The organism is Bizionia sediminis (assembly GCF_042684585.1).
GTDB classification, from domain to species: domain Bacteria; phylum Bacteroidota; class Bacteroidia; order Flavobacteriales; family Flavobacteriaceae; genus Algorimicrobium; species Algorimicrobium sediminis.
Genome location: NZ_JBHULS010000001.1, coordinates 895,474 through 912,517, shown reverse-complemented (window position 1 = coordinate 912,517; position 17,044 = coordinate 895,474). Strand labels below are relative to the sequence as shown.

Here is a 17,044-nt window from a genome sequence, read left to right as displayed (position 1 = left end):
TAGTCTTATCATATAGGTAGCATTGGTTAGGCTAATATATTATTTTAATTTTTAATTAGTCTACAAAAAGCATAAAAATTCGACGAAATACCAAATTTTCCAAAAATGTCCCTATATCGTGATTCTTTTTAAGAAATTGTTAACGTTTGTTAAGCTGGCTTTGCGGTGCCTATAACAGGAATTTAGGGGCAGTCCAAAAAAAAACCAACGCCTGTTTGGCATTGGTTTAATTACAGCTGTTTTTAGCAATTTAAAAGAGTACTTTTTTACTGGTTATACCTTTTTCGGTGCTAATTTGTACTATGCCATAACGCTCATTAGCGATATTTAGGGGAAGCTTAACCGACTTTTTATAAATCCTTGGAAAGCTAGCAATACGCTTTCCAACTATATTGTAAACATCAATTTGTTTTATAAGCTGGTTGGACTGGCATGCTAATTCTTTGGTGCGTTGCAAATACGCAATATTGGTTTTATGCTCGTTAAAAGCGGCTACATGGAGCTCATTGTCTGATGTGGTACTAGCAACCGAACCATCCATAAAGGCCAAATAAAACCGATTGTGATACGTGCCCTCTGTAACAACCTGCTGGTACGATACTTCGTTTAAATGGGTGTAGCTGTCATTTTCAGCATCGAATAAATATACATCAATAGGTGTTTCAAAATTTTCTAATTTATCCAGGGAAATTTCAACAGCACCGTTATTGCTAATAAACATACCAAATGGATACTGTTTGGTAGCATCAAAAGCACCAACACCTTGTATTATAAACCGTCGGTTTTCAATAATCCAATTTAAATCGTCTGGAAAATTTTCAATGTTTTCGGCGTCGTAGCCATAGTCTATACCATCGGTTGCGGCATTGTCTGGTGTAAAACCAAGTAACAAATGGCGCACATAACCGTTAGGCATGGTAAAGTTGATACGAACAAGTTGTGGGTTGTCGTTTAAAGTTTGCGGGTAACTGGCTGTGTTGGCTGCTATTGGGGAGGTGCCCAGTAGGAAGGCACAAGCAAACCATGTAAATAAGTAGGTTAAATTTTTCATTTTTGTAGGGTTTTAAATGAATTTTGGTTGATTTGAGACCCGCAAGATAAAAAATATCGGTAAAAAAACCTATGAAATACAAAAAAAATCGATGAAATGCGTTTTTGCATCCGCTTGACGCTCATGGCATTGCCAAAAAAAACCGCTCCTTTTACAGAGCGGCTTCACTAAATTTAGTTTTAAAAATAACGGTTTAAAGACCCGAAACAACTACTTTTTTGGTAATCCGGCGGTTGTTTGCAGTATATACTTGTACTATATAATTTCCTGCAGATACGCTACTTACAGTAAGTTCTGTGCTATTAGGATTCTGCGTTGTTTCCCAAGTTTGTACAGTTTGCCCTAACATATTTAAAAGTTGTACTTGCTTAATTTGCATGTTGTTAGGCAATTTTATAACAATTTGTTGTCTGGTATGTACATAATTTACAACCGCTTGGTCTGGGGTATTTTGTGTTACGCCCAAACTGTTAGGATCTTGAAAAACTATAAAGAAGCGATTATCGTATACACCAGCTTCCAACGTAATTTCGAAAGCACTCTGGTTTATGCGGTGCACATTTCCTAAAAGCGCATCGTAAACATATACATCTGGAGCAGCATCAAAATTTTCAGTGGCCGTAAGCCCAATGGTTGCCAAACCTGTAACCCCCATTTTAACGGCAAGAGGATACATACTGTTTGTATTAAACGCACCTACACCTTGAATAACATAGGTGTTGTTATCTATTAAAAACGACATATCGCTTGGAAAATAATCGTTATTACGGGCATCATAGCCAAAATCTACCGCATCTGTTGCCTCGTTATTAGGTGTAAAGCCTAACAAGATATGTCTTAAAGCGCCTTCTGGTGTTTTAAAATTGAAGCGCAAACGCTTTATAACGTCATTTTGGCCTTCGGTTTGCGCGTGTTGGTTGGTTTCATTTCTAAAGAAAACCGACGTATTTGCCTCCGATTCTTTTTTGAAAGCGCGTTGCCCATTATTAAATGTAATGGTTCCGCCATTGTCACCTACCACATAAAAACCTTGTCCAACTGCAATATAACGACGTGGTATTTTATCAATGTCGCCTACGGAATCCAATCCAGAAGGCGGACTTGTAGCTGCATTGCCACCTAATAAGTTGTAGGCGGCATAACCACCTTCATAATTGCTGGTAACGTGGGTTCTGTTGGTTTTGGAATGCTCCCAGAAATATAAAGTACCACTTATAACAGACGCGTTATCGTTTATAAATGCATTTGCATCTATTGCCGATGGATACGGATTACCAATAAGTGCTTCATTACCACTTGTAACTGGTTGGTTAATAACACCGTTGTTTGGTTGGCCTACAAAGGTATAATTTTGTAAATCGGTTTCAGGATCGCCCACACCGCTTCCTTTCATAGTAAAGCCAAGTCCAACAGGAACATTGTAGCTTGGCGAAATATAATTCCAATCGGCATAGGAGTCTGTTGGGTAGTTTTCGTATAAATACAACCAACGGCTGCTTAAGGTTACGGGATTACTGCTTCCTGTGGCGTTATGTGCCGAAACCCAATTTACAGGGTTTGCGCCGTCGTGTAATACAGAACCAATTTGAAAGGTGCTGCCATTGCTACTTACTGGGGAGGACCAATAATTATAATTATATAAGTTGGTAGTACCTTGCTGATCTCGATGTAAGGCTCCTGTACCGGTATAATCTACTTGGCTATTGGCAGGTTGTAGTAATTGCGATTCGCCTTCTAAATCTAACACACCATCTATTTTTAAATAATTAGTTATTTGTAATACCTGGTTGTTATCTACCGTGTAGCGGTTTGCCGAAACCAATAAACCTTGCAGCGTTGTAGCGCGGTTACCAGAATTTACTGCCGAAACTGTTTTAACAATATTCCAATCTACGTTATTGGTATTCGGAATCATTTGGACGCTTCCGTTCTCCCAGGTAGCGGCATTGTCCCAAGTGCCACCGGTGCTACTACTTACATAAGGTAGTGGCGCGCTTTCATTTTGTTGGCTCATCATATTGTTTAAATTGCCATTTACACCCACATTTGCCAACAGCACACCGTTGGCTATATCAACAGTATCGCCAGAAAAGCGGGCTACTTGATTCATTTGGTAATAGCCAATTAAATTATTCCAGTTTAAACCCAAAATAGGCTGCGGAATAATAGCGCCTTGTACGGCTGTTCCAGACTGTTTAATTTCCTGATTCATCATCTGGCGAATTTGTGCTTCCGTTAAAGCGACATTCCAAATACGCAGTTCGTCTAAATCGCCTTTAAAAAACTGATTAGGCTTTTGGTTATTTCTATATTTACCACCTAAAAAGGTATTATGGTTGGTGGCACTAGGTGGCACCACATTTAGGCTATTTGAAAATTTACCATCTATATACATCCTTGCGGTGGTGCCATTGTGAGTTACGGCCACATGGTACCAACGGGTCGTGCTAATTGTTTCACTGCTGCGTAAAACGGTGTCGTTCATTGAAAACGTCATTCTGTTGCCACGAATACTTAAATCGTAGCCCCCGTTGTTATTACCTCTATCCCGTTTGGCTAAAATATTTTGTCTACCCCCTGGGATAGAATCTGGTTTTACCCAAATTTCAATACTAAAGGTACTGCCTAAATTATAAGCGTTTCCAAAATTGGCATAGGTACTTGTACCATCAAAAAATAGGTTATCGCCACAATCTGGAAAATTAACTGTAACACTTGCTGTGGAATTGCCACAAGAACCATTATTAATGGTCCAGGTTAAGGTGTATTCGAAACCACTTTCGCCTGTAAATTCACTATTTGGATTACTGCTATCTTCAAAACTAAAATAGCTACCTGCCGGATTGGATACTGCGGTCCATTGGCCCGAACCATTGGCGTTTAATGCAACAGTAGTATCGTTACAACTGCTTGGTGCAGCCGAGCTGATACTTGCTGTAGCAACCACCACCGGATTTACAGTAACCGAACTGCTGCTTGTTATAGAACCTCTGGGCGTGGTAATGCCTATGGGGCCTGTAGTACCATTACCAACTGTTACAACAAGGGTATTGGCGGCTGTACTAACAATAGTAGCCGCTGTGCCACCAATGTTAACAGCTGTTACATCGTCCAAATTGGTACCTGTAATGGTTAGATTTTCGCCGGCACACACCGTACTAGGCGAAAAACTAGTAATAGTGGGTTTTTTTAATTCGTAGGTAATACGTACCTGTCCGTTAGCACCGTCGCCGCCGTCTGCTGGTACTGTAATAAAAAGTAAAAATAAACCTGCATCTCCGCCGCCGCCGCCGCCGCCAGGTGTGGTACCGTTACTCCCATCACTATTTTCTCCGCCTGAACCTCCGGTATTGTTTATGTTACCTGCATTTCCACCGCGCCCGCCAATATAACCCAAACCAGATCTTTCAGCACCTCTACCATCTTGACCATTAATATTTGTTGTACCATTAAAACCAGAACCACCAGCACCGCCGCCATTTTCATTATCACCAGCGCCTCCAGCACCGCCATTGGCCCTAACCGTTACTGCGCTTGGGATAAAGGTAACTGTAGAGGCACCACCATTACCACCATTGCCACGATTACCACTACCACCATTACCAACACTGTAATTAAAGGTGTTTCCGGGTGCCACATTAAAAATTCTTTGGGCATAGCCACCGCCACCGCCCCCAGATCCTGGTCTTGTGTAGAAGGTTGATCCACCACCACCACCACCGGCGCCCCATACTTCTACGGTAGCCCTAATGGCAAATTCGGGGGCGGTACTGGTACCCGAGCCTGTTGAGGTATTTACGTTTTGAGCTTGGCCAACAGTGGTTAAAGCAAAAAAGCCAAGGCCTATTAAAAATTGGTGTAAGCAGGTTTTTGTAGCGCCTTTTAAAGAGGAAGTGACAAACCTATTGGTAGTAATTGGCTTCTTGGTAAGCCAGGCATTTGTTTTTTGGAGCTGTTGTAATACGTTTTTCATAAATTGGTTGTAGCGTTTAATGACGTAATAGGACCGCTAGGTTGTTTTGGACAACTTCAAGCACCGATTACCAATTACGTAAAATCATTATTTTGAGGGAGTTCAAATTTACCGCGCGTTGTTGTGGTTCTCAAATATAATCGGCAAAGTGCCTAATTAATCTTTGTAAGTTTATTTCTACAAGTAGTTAGTTAGCTGAAAAACGGTTGTTTACCGCTTTTACATTCGGTGGTAGTAACAAGCGCCACGTGCTTAAGCACTTATAGTAGTTGTTCTGCCACGCTTTTGGCTATGTTACAGGTAACCCATTTGCATATTTTAAAAGCTAAAAACAAGGCCATTCGGGCTGGGAAAATTGCTTTAATTTTCGTATTTTAGGTGTTTTGGCAACCTGAAATCCTTACCCTGGTTTTTAGCTGGAAAAGGTATTGAAAAGCACCTTCTGTACACGCCAAATTGGGACGTTGAACCTTGGTTTCAATTTGTAATCAGGACTTTTTTAAAGGGATGTTTTTCAGCAGGAAATTGGAGTTACTTGTCGTGACATTAGGCGTATTTTTTTGCGGCTGTTAATTAATTAAAATGGTGTATTTCAAAAGTAAAAAAGAGCCAAATAACGACCTTTTTAAAAACGGTACTAATGGCGTTTAAATAGGCGCCAGACTAATAGAGTAGTGTGAAATAAGTATAATATGGTTTTAGATTCAAAAATTCCAGAAGGACCACTTCAAGAAAAATGGCAGAATTATTTAGCACAATCGCGTTTAATAAATCCAGCTAATAAAAAAAAGCTTCATATTTTGGTAGTCGGTTCTGGCTTGTCTGGGGCCGGTGCGGCTGCCACATTAGCCGAAATGGGTTATCAAATTACCTGTTTCTGCTATCAGGATTCGCCTAGACGCGCGCATTCGGTTGCGGCACAAGGCGGGATTAATGCGGCTAAAAATTACCAACACGATGGCGACAGTGTGTGGCGTATGTTTTACGATACCTTAAAAGGAGGCGATTTTAGGTCGCGCGAAGCCAATACTTACCGTTTAGCGGAACTTTCGGCACCTTTAATAGATCATTTTGTGCAGCAAGGTGTGCCGTTTGCGCGCGAGTATGGCGGCGTTTTGGCCAATCGTAGTTTTGGTGGTGTGCAAGTGCAGCGTACCTTTTATGCCCGCGGACAAACGGGTCAGCAGTTAGTATTGGCAGCCTATGCGCAGTTGTCTAAAATGATACATGCCAAAAAAGTAACCATGCTACCCAAGCACGAAGTGTTGGATATAGTGGTTATAAATGGGCAAGCAAAAGGTGTAATTGCCCGGCAGTTGGAAACAGGCACCCTGGTTAAATTTGCTGCCGATGCCGTTGTTTTGGCCACCGGTGGCTACTCGCGCGTGTTTCGCTTATCCACATTGGCCATTGGTTGTAATGGTAGCGCTATTTGGAAAGCCCATAAACGCGGTGCTTTTTTTGCAGCACCAAGCTTTACACAAATTCATCCAACAGCCTTACCACAAACCAGTAATGCCCAATCTAAATTAACCTTAATGTCTGAATCGCTGCGAAACGACGGACGGATTTGGGTACCTAAAAAAAAGCAAGACACCCGCAAACCGCAAGACATTCCCGAAGCCGAACGCGATTATTATTTAGAGCGCCGCTATCCCAGCTTTGGCAATTTAGCGCCGCGCGATATTGCGTCAAGAGCTGCAAAAGAGCGTATTGATGCCGGATATGGAGTGGGGCCCTTAAAAAATGCCGTGTATTTAGATTTTAAACACGCTTTAGAACGCATAGGAAAAGCTGGTATTGCCGATAAGTATGGTAATTTGTTTGCCATGTACGAAAAAATTACAGGCATTAATGCCTATAAAGAACCCATGAAAATATCGCCAGCGGCCCATTTTTCAATGGGCGGTCTTTGGGTAGATTATGAGTTAATGACAACCATTCCCGGGCTTTATGCTATAGGCGAATGTAATTATTCCGATCATGGAGCCAATAGGTTAGGAGCAAACTCGTTATTGCAAACCAGTATAGACGGTTATTTTATTTTGCCCAATACCATAAACACCTATTTAGCGGACGCTTTGCAACAGCCACGCCCAGACGTTAATCACCCAGAATTTCAAGCTGTGGCCAATGAGGTATCTGGGCAAATTGCCAAACTAATGGCCGTAAATGGCACCCGAACCACAGACGATTTCCACAGGGAACTCGGAAAAATTATGTGGCAAGAATGTGCTATGAGCAGGCATAAGGCTGGATTAGAAGCGGCTTTAAAAGCCATTGAAGCCTTAAAGCAGGCCTTTTGGACCGATGTTAAAATTCCGGGTCGTGCCGATAGCTTAAACCCTGAATTAGAAAAAGCCCTGCGCTTGGCAGATTTTATTGAATTAGCGCAATTAATGTGTACCGATGCCCTGCAACGCAATGAATCCTGTGGGGCCCATTTTAGAGAAGAATACCAAACACCAGAAGGCGAAGCTTTACGCAACGACGCCGATTTCGCCTATGTATCGGTTTGGGAATATACGCCCGAAGGCTTCAATTTACATAAAGAACCCTTACGTTTTCAGTACGTACAACCAACTGTAAGAAGTTATAAATAAGCAAGTATGGATGTAACATTTAAAATATGGCGACAAGCAGACAGCCATACAAGCGGTGAATTTAAAACCTACAAATTAAGTGGTTTGTTGGAAGACATGTCGTTTTTAGAAGCATTAGATTATTTAAACGAACAATTGGTTTTAGACGGTCAAGAAGTGGTGGCTTTCGAATCGGATTGTCGGGAAGGCATTTGCGGCCAATGTGGTGTGGTTATAAATGGAGAAGCCCACGGGCCACATGCACACATGTCTACCTGCCAATTGCACATGCGCAGCTTTAAAGACGGTGCAACCATTGTGGTGGAGCCTTGGCGTGCAGCCGCATTTCCGGTGGTAAAGGATTTAGTTGTAAACCGCTCGGCTTTAGACAGAATTATAGAACAAGGCGCCTATATAACCGCTAAAACAGGAACCGCACCAGAAGCTAATGCTATTTTAATACCTAAAAAAGTTGCCGATGCCGCCATGGATGTTGCCGCTTGTATAGGTTGTGGTGCTTGCGTGGCAGCTTGCAAAAACGCTTCGGCAGCCTTGTTTACCGCTGCTAAAATAAATCACTTAAACAAGCTTCCACAAGGCCAACCCGAGGCACATGAGCGTTTAATGGCCATGACCAAACAAATGGCCCTAGAAAATTTTGGTAGCTGTTCGTTTACAGGGGCCTGTGAAGTGGTTTGTCCGGCGGGTATTAGCATGAGCAGTATAGCAGAAATGCATAAACGCTACTTACAAGCTAAATTGTTTGGTTAAAGTAAACTTAAAATGTTGTTTTTGTTATTAGCTTAAAAAAAATGTGTTAATTTTAATCGAAGAATGCCGACTGGCAATTACAAAACACGAAAAACGCCTATTATTTTTTGTTTGGTATTGTTAATTTTATGACTTTTATCATAGGATAAAAAAACGGCTCCTTCTAATTTACATATTTAAAACAAGACGCAATTAACATGAAAAATATATTACTACCAACCGATTTTTCAAATAACGCTTGGACGGCGGCGCTTTACGCTTTTCAGTTATTTAAACAAGAAGCCTGTACCTTTTACTTTTTACATTCAACGATGCTTAAAGCTTCAACAGGTACCAGTTTCTCCAGCAAGCTATCGCGTGTTATGACGGAGAATGCCCAAGAGGATTTAACCGAGTTAAAATTGAAAGCAGAAGCTGAAAATGCCAATCCAAAGCATAGTTTTGAGATTATTTTATGTACCTACGACCTACAAGATGCCATAGAGTCGGTTTGCAACCGTCAGAATGTGGATATGGTGGTTATGGGCACCAAAGGAATAACCGGTGCGCTGGATATTGTATTTGGTACAAACACCATCGATACCATTAAGAATTTAAAATCCTGCCCGTTGTTAGCCATTCCAGACGATTTTGAATATGAAGTTCCCACGCAAATAGCCTTTCCAACAGGATTTATTCGCACCTATGGCAAAACATTAGAACCGCTAATAGCCTTGGCCAATTTGCACGGCGCACACATTCATGTTGTACATATTAATACTGAAGATGAATTGTCTGAAGACCAGCAACACAATTTGGCACAGTTAAAAATAGCTTTAGAACACCATCCACATACATTACACTGGCTTCCCGATTACGATAAAAAGGAGCGAGGTATAACCGAATTTATAAAAGCATCGGAAACCAATATTTTGGCCATGATAAACTACAAGCAAACCTTTATTGAAATTCTTTTAAACGAACCGGTAATAAAAAAGATAGGCGCGCAATTAAAAATTCCGTTTATGGTAATTCCAGGTTAAACATCTGTGAAATATTTTGTTTGTAGCTGTAAAGCCTTAATTTTGTTTTAAATACTAACTAATAGTCGTTATGAAACACCATATTTTAATACCAACAGATTTTTCCGATAATGCCTGGACAGCAGCCAAATATGCTTTACAATTGTATGCCAACGAGGCCTGTACCTTTTATTTTTCGCATGCTTGGACCTTTATTAACTCGGGTGTTAGAACGCAGCTATCAGAAAGTTATATAAAACCTTTTCGCGATGAAGCCAAAGCTAATTTAGCCGAAGTCGTGCAAGCAGCAAAAGCAGAAACAAGCAATGATGCCCATGAGTTTGAATCTATTTTTTCTATTGGCTCTGTAGAAGATGCCATTGAATTTGCTGTAAAAGAAAAAGGCATTACCATGGTTGTAATGGGTACCAAAGGCGCCTCTGGTGCGCAAGAATTTTTATTTGGAAGTAATACCGTGTCGGTTGTAAATAAAATGCGCAGCTGCCCTGTTTTGTTGGTGCCAGATAATTTTAGCTACCGCAAACCTTTAAAAATTGTATTTCCATCGGATTTTAACCGCTTCTTTGGTGACGAATTGCAGGTAATTCGCGCCATGGCCGATTTACATAATAGCCATATAGATGTGCTTCATATTCATAAAGAAGAGTCGCTTAACGCCAAGCAAAAGGAAAATGTAGCCATGCTAAAAACCTATTTTGAAGCTTATAAACACCAGTTTAATTGGTTATCCGATTCAGGTAAAAAGGAACAAGCCATAACTACTTTTATAAAAGAAGAAAATGCCGATATGCTAACCATGATTAATTACGAGCACAGTTTTGTAGAAAACTTAATTAAAGAACCCGTAATTAAAAAAATGGGCTACCACTCGCTTGTGCCATTTTTGGTTATTCCGCGAGTAGATTAAGTTTTTACGTTAGTTTAACCTACCTATTATAGGTATTCAGGTTTACAAAACAAGCCATTCAGAAGCTTGTTTTGTAAGCCTGTTTTTTTTTGGCATTATGCTGAAAAATTTCACTAAAAATCCCTGTTTTTTACACGTGTTTTTTAAAATAATTTTCGCCTTAAAAAAAAGTAATTTTTTCCTGTTTTACCACCAATACCAATCCCTACTTTATAAGCATCTTTTAGTCAATAACTTGTCCGCTTTTTAAATAGTTAAAAATATCTTTTTTCTAGGTTTTTAGGGTTTTAAAAAGCCTTACTATGACTTTTATCATAGATTCTGCTCTATATAATTTGGACATTTGTAATAGAATTAAAAACAAGCAAATTATGACAAACACAAGAGCACATGTTTTACGAACATTAGGAATTATTTCATGCCTTTTATTAGTATTTAATACAGCACAGGCGCAAGAGTTAAAATTACAAAATAATCAGTCTTCTTTAACCATTGCAGGGACCTCTAATTTACACGATTGGACCATTGATGCCGAAAAACAAGCTGGGTTTTTGGTTTTTAACAATTTGGAAACGGGCGACCTCGAAAAATGCGCCATTACCATAGATGTAAAAGGTTTGGAAAGTGGTAAAAATGCCATGAATAAAAATACGTACGAGGCATTAAATTACGACGACTATAAAACCATTACTTTCAACTTAACAACGGTAAATGAAACCACTAGTAAAGGTAACAATGTGTACCTAGTGCGCACCAAGGGCCATTTATTTATTGCTGGTGTTAAAAAAGAAATTGACTTGGATTTAACCATGACTATTTTAGGCCATCAAGTAACTTTAGAAGGCGAGAAGCCATTAAAAATGACCGATTATAATGTAGAACCTCCAAAAGCCCTTTTTGGCACCGTTAAAACAGGCGATGAGGTAGTTATTTCATTTAAAAACAAATTTAGTATCTAATAAAAACAAACAAAAACCTTAAAACTAATTAAAATGATAGCAAATTTAAAAAACACACTTCTAGTCATAGCTATTTTAGCAGGATGTAGCTTATATGCCCAGAATAGAAACCTAGACAACTACAGGCAGCCAGATAAAAATGGTGTTAACGTTTTCGAGCCTGTTAAAGACACATTAACAACCTTTGAAAATGTAAAAGTACGTATTGGCGGTTCCTTTGCATTACAATTTCAGGCCATTGATAACGAAAACTCGGGTATTACACCTTTACGAGAAGTAGGATATAACTTTAATTTGGCCACAGCTAATTTAGATTTAGACGTTGCGCTTTACGATGGTATTAACTTACACTTAAGAACTTATTTATCGTCTAGACACCACCCAGAGCCTTATGTAAAAGGTGGCTATATTACCATTGATAAATTGGATTTTGTAAGCAAAGGCTTTTTAAGCGATATTATGAAGCATGCTACCATTAAAATTGGGCATATGGAAAACAACTATGGCGATGCTCATTTTAGAAGAAGTGATAACGCCCAAACTATTTACAACCCATTTGTAGGTAATTTAATAATGGATTCCTTTACAACCGAGGTAGGTGCAGAGGTATATTACCATACCGATAATGGCTTCTTTGGTATGCTTGGATTTAGTAATGGTAAACTAAACCAAAAGGTAACTAAAGTAGACGGTTCTACTGGAGGTGCGGCATTGTTAGCCAAATTAGGCTTCGATAAGCAATTAAACGCCGATTTAAGATTCCGTTTAACAGGCTCGTTATACAACACCGGTTATGCACAAAACGTGTATTTATACAGCGCAGATAGAGCAGGGTCTAGATATTACGATATTATGCAAGATGCTGCCACAGACAGAGATGATTTTAGATCTGGACGTTTTAACCCAGGATTTGGTAACAAAATTACAGCCATCATGATTAACCCATTTGTAAAATATGGTGGATTGGAATTTTTTGGAACAGTGGAGCTTACCTCGGGAAGAAATAGCAGTGAAGTGGACAGACGTAAAACACAACAATATGCCGGAGAGCTTATTTACAGATTTGGTAGCACAGAAAACTTCTACATTGGTGGTCGTTATAACCTAGTAGATGCTGAATTAGCTAGTGGTGAAGATGCTAAAATTGACCGAATTCAAGCTGGAGCTGGTTGGTTTTTAACTAAAAATATTTTAGTAAAAGCTGAATATGTTAACCAAAACTACACAGATTTTCCAGTAGGAAGTCTATATGACGACGCTAAATTTAACGGTGCTGTTGTGGAAGCTGTTATTAGTTTCTAAAAGCTTAATACATTATTTCATAGTATAAAACTAATCTTTTAGCACACACAACATAGCCCAGGCTAGGTGTTAAAAGATTAGTTTTTATTTTTTCAATCAAAAACCCATTAATTATGATTAGTATTAGAATCCTCTTGTATCTTTCTACGCTAGCAACCTTAATTTTTGGTATCCATACATCAAAATTAAATAAGACCGCTGTTACCGTATCTCAAAACAGTTCGTTAGTATTAAAAGGGTCTAGTAACGTAAACAATTTTTCCTGCCATTTTAATATGCAGGAATTAAAAAATCCAATACCTATAAACTATTATTTAGCTTCCAATACCATTGCTTTCGAGAAAGCCACGCTTGTTTTGCATAGTGATGCTTTTGATTGTGGCGGTAAAATGATAAATAAAGACTTTCAAAAAACCCTAAAAGCAGACGCGCATCCGCAGATTTTTTTAAGTTTAAAGGAAATAAAACGAACCAATAACCCAGACATTGTAAATGCCCAAGTTGCTATAGAAATAGCCGATATAACGCGTAATTACCAATTACCATTGCATTTAAGCGGTACACACGAATGGCATGTTACAGGCGATTTAAAAATTAACTTAAACGATTTTGATTTGGAAACGCCTAAAAAGTTGTTTGGGATGATTTCGGTACATGATATTATTGAAATAGACTTCAATTTACATTTAAAGGTTTAAAAAAAAGAAGCTGCTCCCAAACCAGTCTGAAGCTACCTTGGTTTTGCAAAACATTACTGTTTAAAAGCAGGTTGGTTACACACGTAAAATTGATATACCAAACGTTCAAAATGTAGGTGCTACTGTGTTGCCAACTCACAGGTATGTGTATAATTAATTTCGTAAAAAAGGTGGCTATTTTATCCTGTTTTTATCCTGTTTTTTACCAGAAATATAGCATAATTTACCATAAATAGGACTTTTAAAAAGGAAGTTGAAAAAGGGCTATAAAACAAAAAAACCCCGCCATTACTAGCGAAGTTTCTTGTGAGCCCGATAGGATTCGAACCTATGACCGCCTCCTTAGAAGGGAGGTGCTCTATCCAGCTGAGCTACGAGCCCGTAACCCTAAAAATATTGTCGGGGTGGCAGGATTCGAACCTGCGACCTCCGCGTCCCAAACGCGGCGCGATAACCGGGCTACGCTACACCCCGAAAAAAATAAATTGTAAAAGTTGTACGGAAGAAACCTGAAAACAACTTTGCATGGTTATCTAAAAAAAAGCGGAGAGACAGGGATTCGAACCCTGGCGACACTTACGCGTCGACAGATTAGCAATCTGCTCCATTACCACTCTGGCACCTCTCCTTTATTCTATAAGAACGTTCCTTTGAATTCGGATGCAAATGTAACTAACCAATATCAGTAACGCAACTATTTTTATTGATTTTTTTAGTAAAAAATTTAAAATATTGGTTTTTTTGTTAGGCTCTAAAAATAACCAGCTAGTATTGAGCGGCTAAAAGGTTTTTGGCCCGTTTGTAGGAAATACTGCTAAAATCGTTTATCACCAAATTGGCTGTGTCGTAATTCTGATTTTTGGAGTGTTTACTGTTATAAGCTACACAAAAAATACCAGCACCGTTGGCAGCTTTTATACCGTTTGTGGAATCTTCTATAACCAAACACTGTTCTTTAGCATATCCAGATGCTTGCGCTGCTTTAATAAATATTTCCGGATGTGGTTTGGAGGCTTTTAAATCGGCGCCACTTAATTTGGCTTTAAAATATGGATTTAATTGAAACCGATCGAAAACACTGTTAATGGTTTGCATAGAAGCTGAAGAGGCTAAAACCAGCGTGACACCATTTTGGTGGTAATCTTGAATAAGATCAAGCACCCCGGGAATAAGTTGTAAACTGGCATCGGAAATAAATAATTCTTTAAAAATACGGCGCTTTATTTGTACCAAATTCTCCGGTGCTTCCAGTAATTCGAAATCGGTGCACAGCCTTTTGCAAACATTTATAGTGGACTGTCCTGTAAAGGATTCGTATTGAGCCGTGGTAACTGGTAGTTTTAAGGTTTTGAACATGCCATAATAGGCTTTTTTATGCAACGGTTCGGTGTCTACAATTACACCATCCATATCAAATAATACTGCTTTTAACATTGTGGTTTGTGCTTTTAATTTTTTTAGAAGCTAACAACGCTCCTGCTTTAATTTTCGGTTACTTTTTTACATTCAATAACAATACGCTCTTGGTGCATATTTGTGGTAAAAAACAGATAGCTAGTGCCGCCATCGGCAATTTTGAATTTTTTACGAATATCGGCCACAGACTCTGGGAAATTACGGGTACTAATATTAGCTTTTTTAATGCCCAATGCTTTTATGTTTTTTTTAGTGTACGGATGTGTAGCCGTAATGCTAAAAGTACGTCCCGGAAATTCCAGAAGCTTTTGATGTGTGTACAGGTGTGTATGTTGTTCCAGTTTATAGCAGTTAAATGCTTGGGCAATGGTATTAAAGGCTCCCGATTTTAAAATAGCGGCGTTGGGCTCATATAAATAGTGCCTAGGTACACTGTAAGCCGCTTGGGTGTTTGCCTCGTCTTTTAACCAAAAGCGAAAACGTTGTGTTGCTGTTTTTGTGAGGTTAGTGGTTATAATACTAACGGGCTTATTGGTGTTTTTTTCTAACACCCACAACAATTCTTTAACGTCATTATTTACAGCCACAACATGTATTTCTTTAACATGCTCTAATTCTTTAATACCTGCGCTAATATCTAACAATGGGGCTGTTTTAATAAGCAAATTAGGGCTGTAGTTAAAAAGTATAGGCAATGCTTCAGGCACATTAGGTAAACAGTCGCTTAAAAAAAACACCTTGCCTTTGCTGTCATTTCGGCGCGATGGATCCAGATATATCCAATTAAAATGGGTGTTTTGGTTTTGCAAATACAACAAGCCGTTAGCTGCAACGGTTTCTATATTGGTAATTTGAAGCTGTTTTAAATTATAATTAACTAACTCCGATAACTGTGAATTGATTTCGCAGTGAACCACCTGTTTAACTTGTTTTGAAAAATAATAACTATCCACGCCAAATCCACCGGTAGCGTCTAACAGTTTAGCGCCAGAAACCAATTGCGCTTTGTAATTTGCTGTTAATTCAGATGAGGTTTGTTCAATTTGCAGTTTTGTAGGATAGTAAATAAGCGGTGTTTGGTACCAAGTAGGCAGCTTGGTTTTACAGCGTTTTTTGGCTTCAATTTGAGCAACCAATTCAGCCATGCTAACATTGGAATTTGGTGCTTTTTTAAAAATGAGTTGGCTTGTGTCTTTATCCAGATATTCCTGTATAAATGTTTGATTTTCGGGATGTAAAATAGCCTGATTCACTTCAATTTATAAATTCTTGGTTAGTTTTTGTACCACCTTATTGTCTGAAATAAATTCCTTCAAAACTACCTTTAAAGCTGTATAGGTTGGTATAGCTATTACCATGCCTAAAATGCCAAAAAGTAAACCGGCAATGATAATGACCAAAAAGATTTCCAATGGATGCGATTTTACACTTCTTGAAAAAATGATAGGCTGACTAATAAAATTATCTATTAATTGTCCGAGGGCAATAACAATTAAAACATACAAAGTTTCGGGTAAAATAACGTCGCTAAAATTAGCACCCAAATTACTTGTCATGGTTAGTAATATCATTATAACCCCGCCAATAACAGGTCCTAAATACGGAATAAGGTTTATTAAAGCGCATAAAAAGGCGATAACTACGGCGTTTTGAACACCTACAATAAGCAACCCAATGGTATAAATAATAAAGATAACTGAAATTTGAAATATTAAACCTACAAAATAACGTGATAATAAGTTTTTAATTTTTTCGAAGGAATGTTTTACACGTCCTACTTTACTGTCTGGAATTAAAGTTAGCAAACTGTTTTCAAATAGTTTGCTATCTCTTAAAAAGAAAAACGAAATAAACAGTACTGAAAACAAACCAATACTAAAACTGCCAAAGCCACTAACCAGATAGTTTAAAAATTCGGGGATAATAGCAAAATTAATATGCGACAAAATACCAGATTCTTGGAAGGACTCTTCAATATGAAGTGGTTTTAAGTTAAAATGCCTGCTAATTTCATTGTAAATGTTTTCAATATTAAGTTGTAACTGATTAATATCCAACAAAGACAAATTATGGCCTTGTTCTACAATAAGCGGAATAAACAAGCCCACCAAACCCACAATAAACCCAAGAAGTAAGAGCATGGTAGTTGCTACAGCAAGTAAGTTATTAAATTTTAGGCGTTTTCTAAAAAACAACACAATAGGCCGACCAGTTAACGAAATAACCACCGAAATAGCAATATAAATAATAACCGATTGGATTTTATAAATAAACACCAACAGCAGGGCAATGGCTGCTACAACGCCAAGCGCTCGTAAAATACCGTTTGCTATAATTTTTGAAGTCATAATTTTTAAGATACA

General features: G+C 38.6%; 12 protein-coding genes and 3 tRNA genes. 7 read left to right on the top strand and 8 right to left on the bottom strand.

Annotation, left to right across the window (positions count from 1 at the left end; translation table 11 throughout):
• Positions 1–250: 250 nt before the first annotated feature.
• Positions 251–1,051, bottom strand: coding sequence for a hypothetical protein (locus ACFSQP_RS04100; protein ID WP_376891988.1), 801 nt, complete (start codon positions 1,049–1,051; stop codon positions 251–253).
• Between the two features lie 193 nt (positions 1,052–1,244).
• Positions 1,245–5,024: a LamG-like jellyroll fold domain-containing protein gene (locus tag ACFSQP_RS04095; RefSeq protein ID WP_376891986.1), complete on the bottom strand. Its 3,780-nt coding sequence runs from the start codon at positions 5,022–5,024 to the stop codon at positions 1,245–1,247.
• A 692-nt stretch (positions 5,025–5,716) separates the two neighbouring features.
• On the opposite strand from ACFSQP_RS04095, the gene ACFSQP_RS04090 reads away from it, so the two are divergent.
• From ACFSQP_RS04090 to ACFSQP_RS04060, 7 genes are all read left to right on the top strand, one after another.
• Positions 5,717–7,627 (top strand): fumarate reductase/succinate dehydrogenase flavoprotein subunit, encoded by a 1,911-nt coding sequence (locus ACFSQP_RS04090; protein WP_376891984.1) that lies wholly within the window; start codon positions 5,717–5,719, stop codon positions 7,625–7,627.
• A 6-nt stretch (positions 7,628–7,633) separates the two neighbouring features.
• Entirely contained in the window at positions 7,634–8,377 is a 744-nt protein-coding gene (locus ACFSQP_RS04085) for a succinate dehydrogenase/fumarate reductase iron-sulfur subunit (RefSeq protein ID WP_376891982.1), read from the top strand.
• Positions 8,378–8,574: 197 nt separating this feature from the next.
• Positions 8,575–9,399: a universal stress protein gene (locus ACFSQP_RS04080; protein WP_376891980.1), complete on the top strand. Its 825-nt coding sequence runs from the start codon at positions 8,575–8,577 to the stop codon at positions 9,397–9,399.
• Between the two features lie 70 nt (positions 9,400–9,469).
• Positions 9,470–10,306: a universal stress protein gene (locus tag ACFSQP_RS04075; protein WP_376891979.1), complete on the top strand. Its 837-nt coding sequence runs from the start codon at positions 9,470–9,472 to the stop codon at positions 10,304–10,306.
• Positions 10,307–10,677: 371 nt separating this feature from the next.
• Complete coding sequence (locus ACFSQP_RS04070) at positions 10,678–11,265, top strand: YceI family protein (RefSeq protein WP_376891978.1); 588 nt, start codon at positions 10,678–10,680, stop codon at positions 11,263–11,265.
• A 33-nt stretch (positions 11,266–11,298) separates the two neighbouring features.
• Positions 11,299–12,567 carry a hypothetical protein gene (locus ACFSQP_RS04065; RefSeq protein ID WP_376891976.1) on the top strand — a complete coding sequence of 423 codons (1,269 nt, stop codon included), beginning with the start codon at positions 11,299–11,301 and terminating at the stop codon, positions 12,565–12,567.
• A 113-nt stretch (positions 12,568–12,680) separates the two neighbouring features.
• Positions 12,681–13,265: a hypothetical protein gene (locus tag ACFSQP_RS04060; protein ID WP_376891975.1), complete on the top strand. Its 585-nt coding sequence runs from the start codon at positions 12,681–12,683 to the stop codon at positions 13,263–13,265.
• Between the two features lie 307 nt (positions 13,266–13,572).
• On the opposite strand, the gene ACFSQP_RS04055 is transcribed toward ACFSQP_RS04060, so the two are convergent.
• From ACFSQP_RS04055 to ACFSQP_RS04030, 6 genes are all read right to left on the bottom strand, one after another.
• Positions 13,573–13,646: transfer RNA gene (locus tag ACFSQP_RS04055), tRNA-Arg, on the bottom strand.
• Between the two features lie 18 nt (positions 13,647–13,664).
• Positions 13,665–13,739: transfer RNA gene (locus tag ACFSQP_RS04050), tRNA-Pro, on the bottom strand.
• Positions 13,740–13,809: 70 nt separating this feature from the next.
• Positions 13,810–13,893: transfer RNA gene (locus ACFSQP_RS04045), tRNA-Ser, on the bottom strand.
• Positions 13,894–14,030: 137 nt separating this feature from the next.
• Positions 14,031–14,699 carry an HAD family hydrolase gene (locus ACFSQP_RS04040; protein ID WP_376891973.1) on the bottom strand — a complete coding sequence of 223 codons (669 nt, stop codon included), beginning with the start codon at positions 14,697–14,699 and terminating at the stop codon, positions 14,031–14,033.
• 47 nt (positions 14,700–14,746) lie between these two features.
• Positions 14,747–15,934 (bottom strand): THUMP-like domain-containing protein, encoded by a 1,188-nt coding sequence (locus ACFSQP_RS04035; RefSeq protein WP_376891972.1) that lies wholly within the window; start codon positions 15,932–15,934, stop codon positions 14,747–14,749.
• Positions 15,935–15,940: 6 nt separating this feature from the next.
• Positions 15,941–17,029 (bottom strand): AI-2E family transporter, encoded by a 1,089-nt coding sequence (locus ACFSQP_RS04030; RefSeq protein WP_376891971.1) that lies wholly within the window; start codon positions 17,027–17,029, stop codon positions 15,941–15,943.
• Between the last annotated feature and the right edge of the window lie 15 nt (positions 17,030–17,044).

Coding starts and splice junctions, on each gene's coding strand:
- ACFSQP_RS04065 (WP_376891976.1), top strand. CDS start 11,299: ATGATAGCAAATTTAAAAAACACACTTCTAGTCATAGCTATTTTAGCA.
- ACFSQP_RS04030 (WP_376891971.1), bottom strand. CDS start 17,029: ATGACTTCAAAAATTATAGCAAACGGTATTTTACGAGCGCTTGGCGTT.
- ACFSQP_RS04100 (WP_376891988.1), bottom strand. CDS start 1,051: ATGAAAAATTTAACCTACTTATTTACATGGTTTGCTTGTGCCTTCCTA.
- ACFSQP_RS04085 (WP_376891982.1), top strand. CDS start 7,634: ATGGATGTAACATTTAAAATATGGCGACAAGCAGACAGCCATACAAGC.
- ACFSQP_RS04080 (WP_376891980.1), top strand. CDS start 8,575: ATGAAAAATATATTACTACCAACCGATTTTTCAAATAACGCTTGGACG.
- ACFSQP_RS04070 (WP_376891978.1), top strand. CDS start 10,678: ATGACAAACACAAGAGCACATGTTTTACGAACATTAGGAATTATTTCA.
- ACFSQP_RS04040 (WP_376891973.1), bottom strand. CDS start 14,699: ATGTTAAAAGCAGTATTATTTGATATGGATGGTGTAATTGTAGACACC.
- ACFSQP_RS04095 (WP_376891986.1), bottom strand. CDS start 5,024: ATGAAAAACGTATTACAACAGCTCCAAAAAACAAATGCCTGGCTTACC.
- ACFSQP_RS04060 (WP_376891975.1), top strand. CDS start 12,681: ATGATTAGTATTAGAATCCTCTTGTATCTTTCTACGCTAGCAACCTTA.
- ACFSQP_RS04075 (WP_376891979.1), top strand. CDS start 9,470: ATGAAACACCATATTTTAATACCAACAGATTTTTCCGATAATGCCTGG.
- ACFSQP_RS04090 (WP_376891984.1), top strand. CDS start 5,717: ATGGTTTTAGATTCAAAAATTCCAGAAGGACCACTTCAAGAAAAATGG.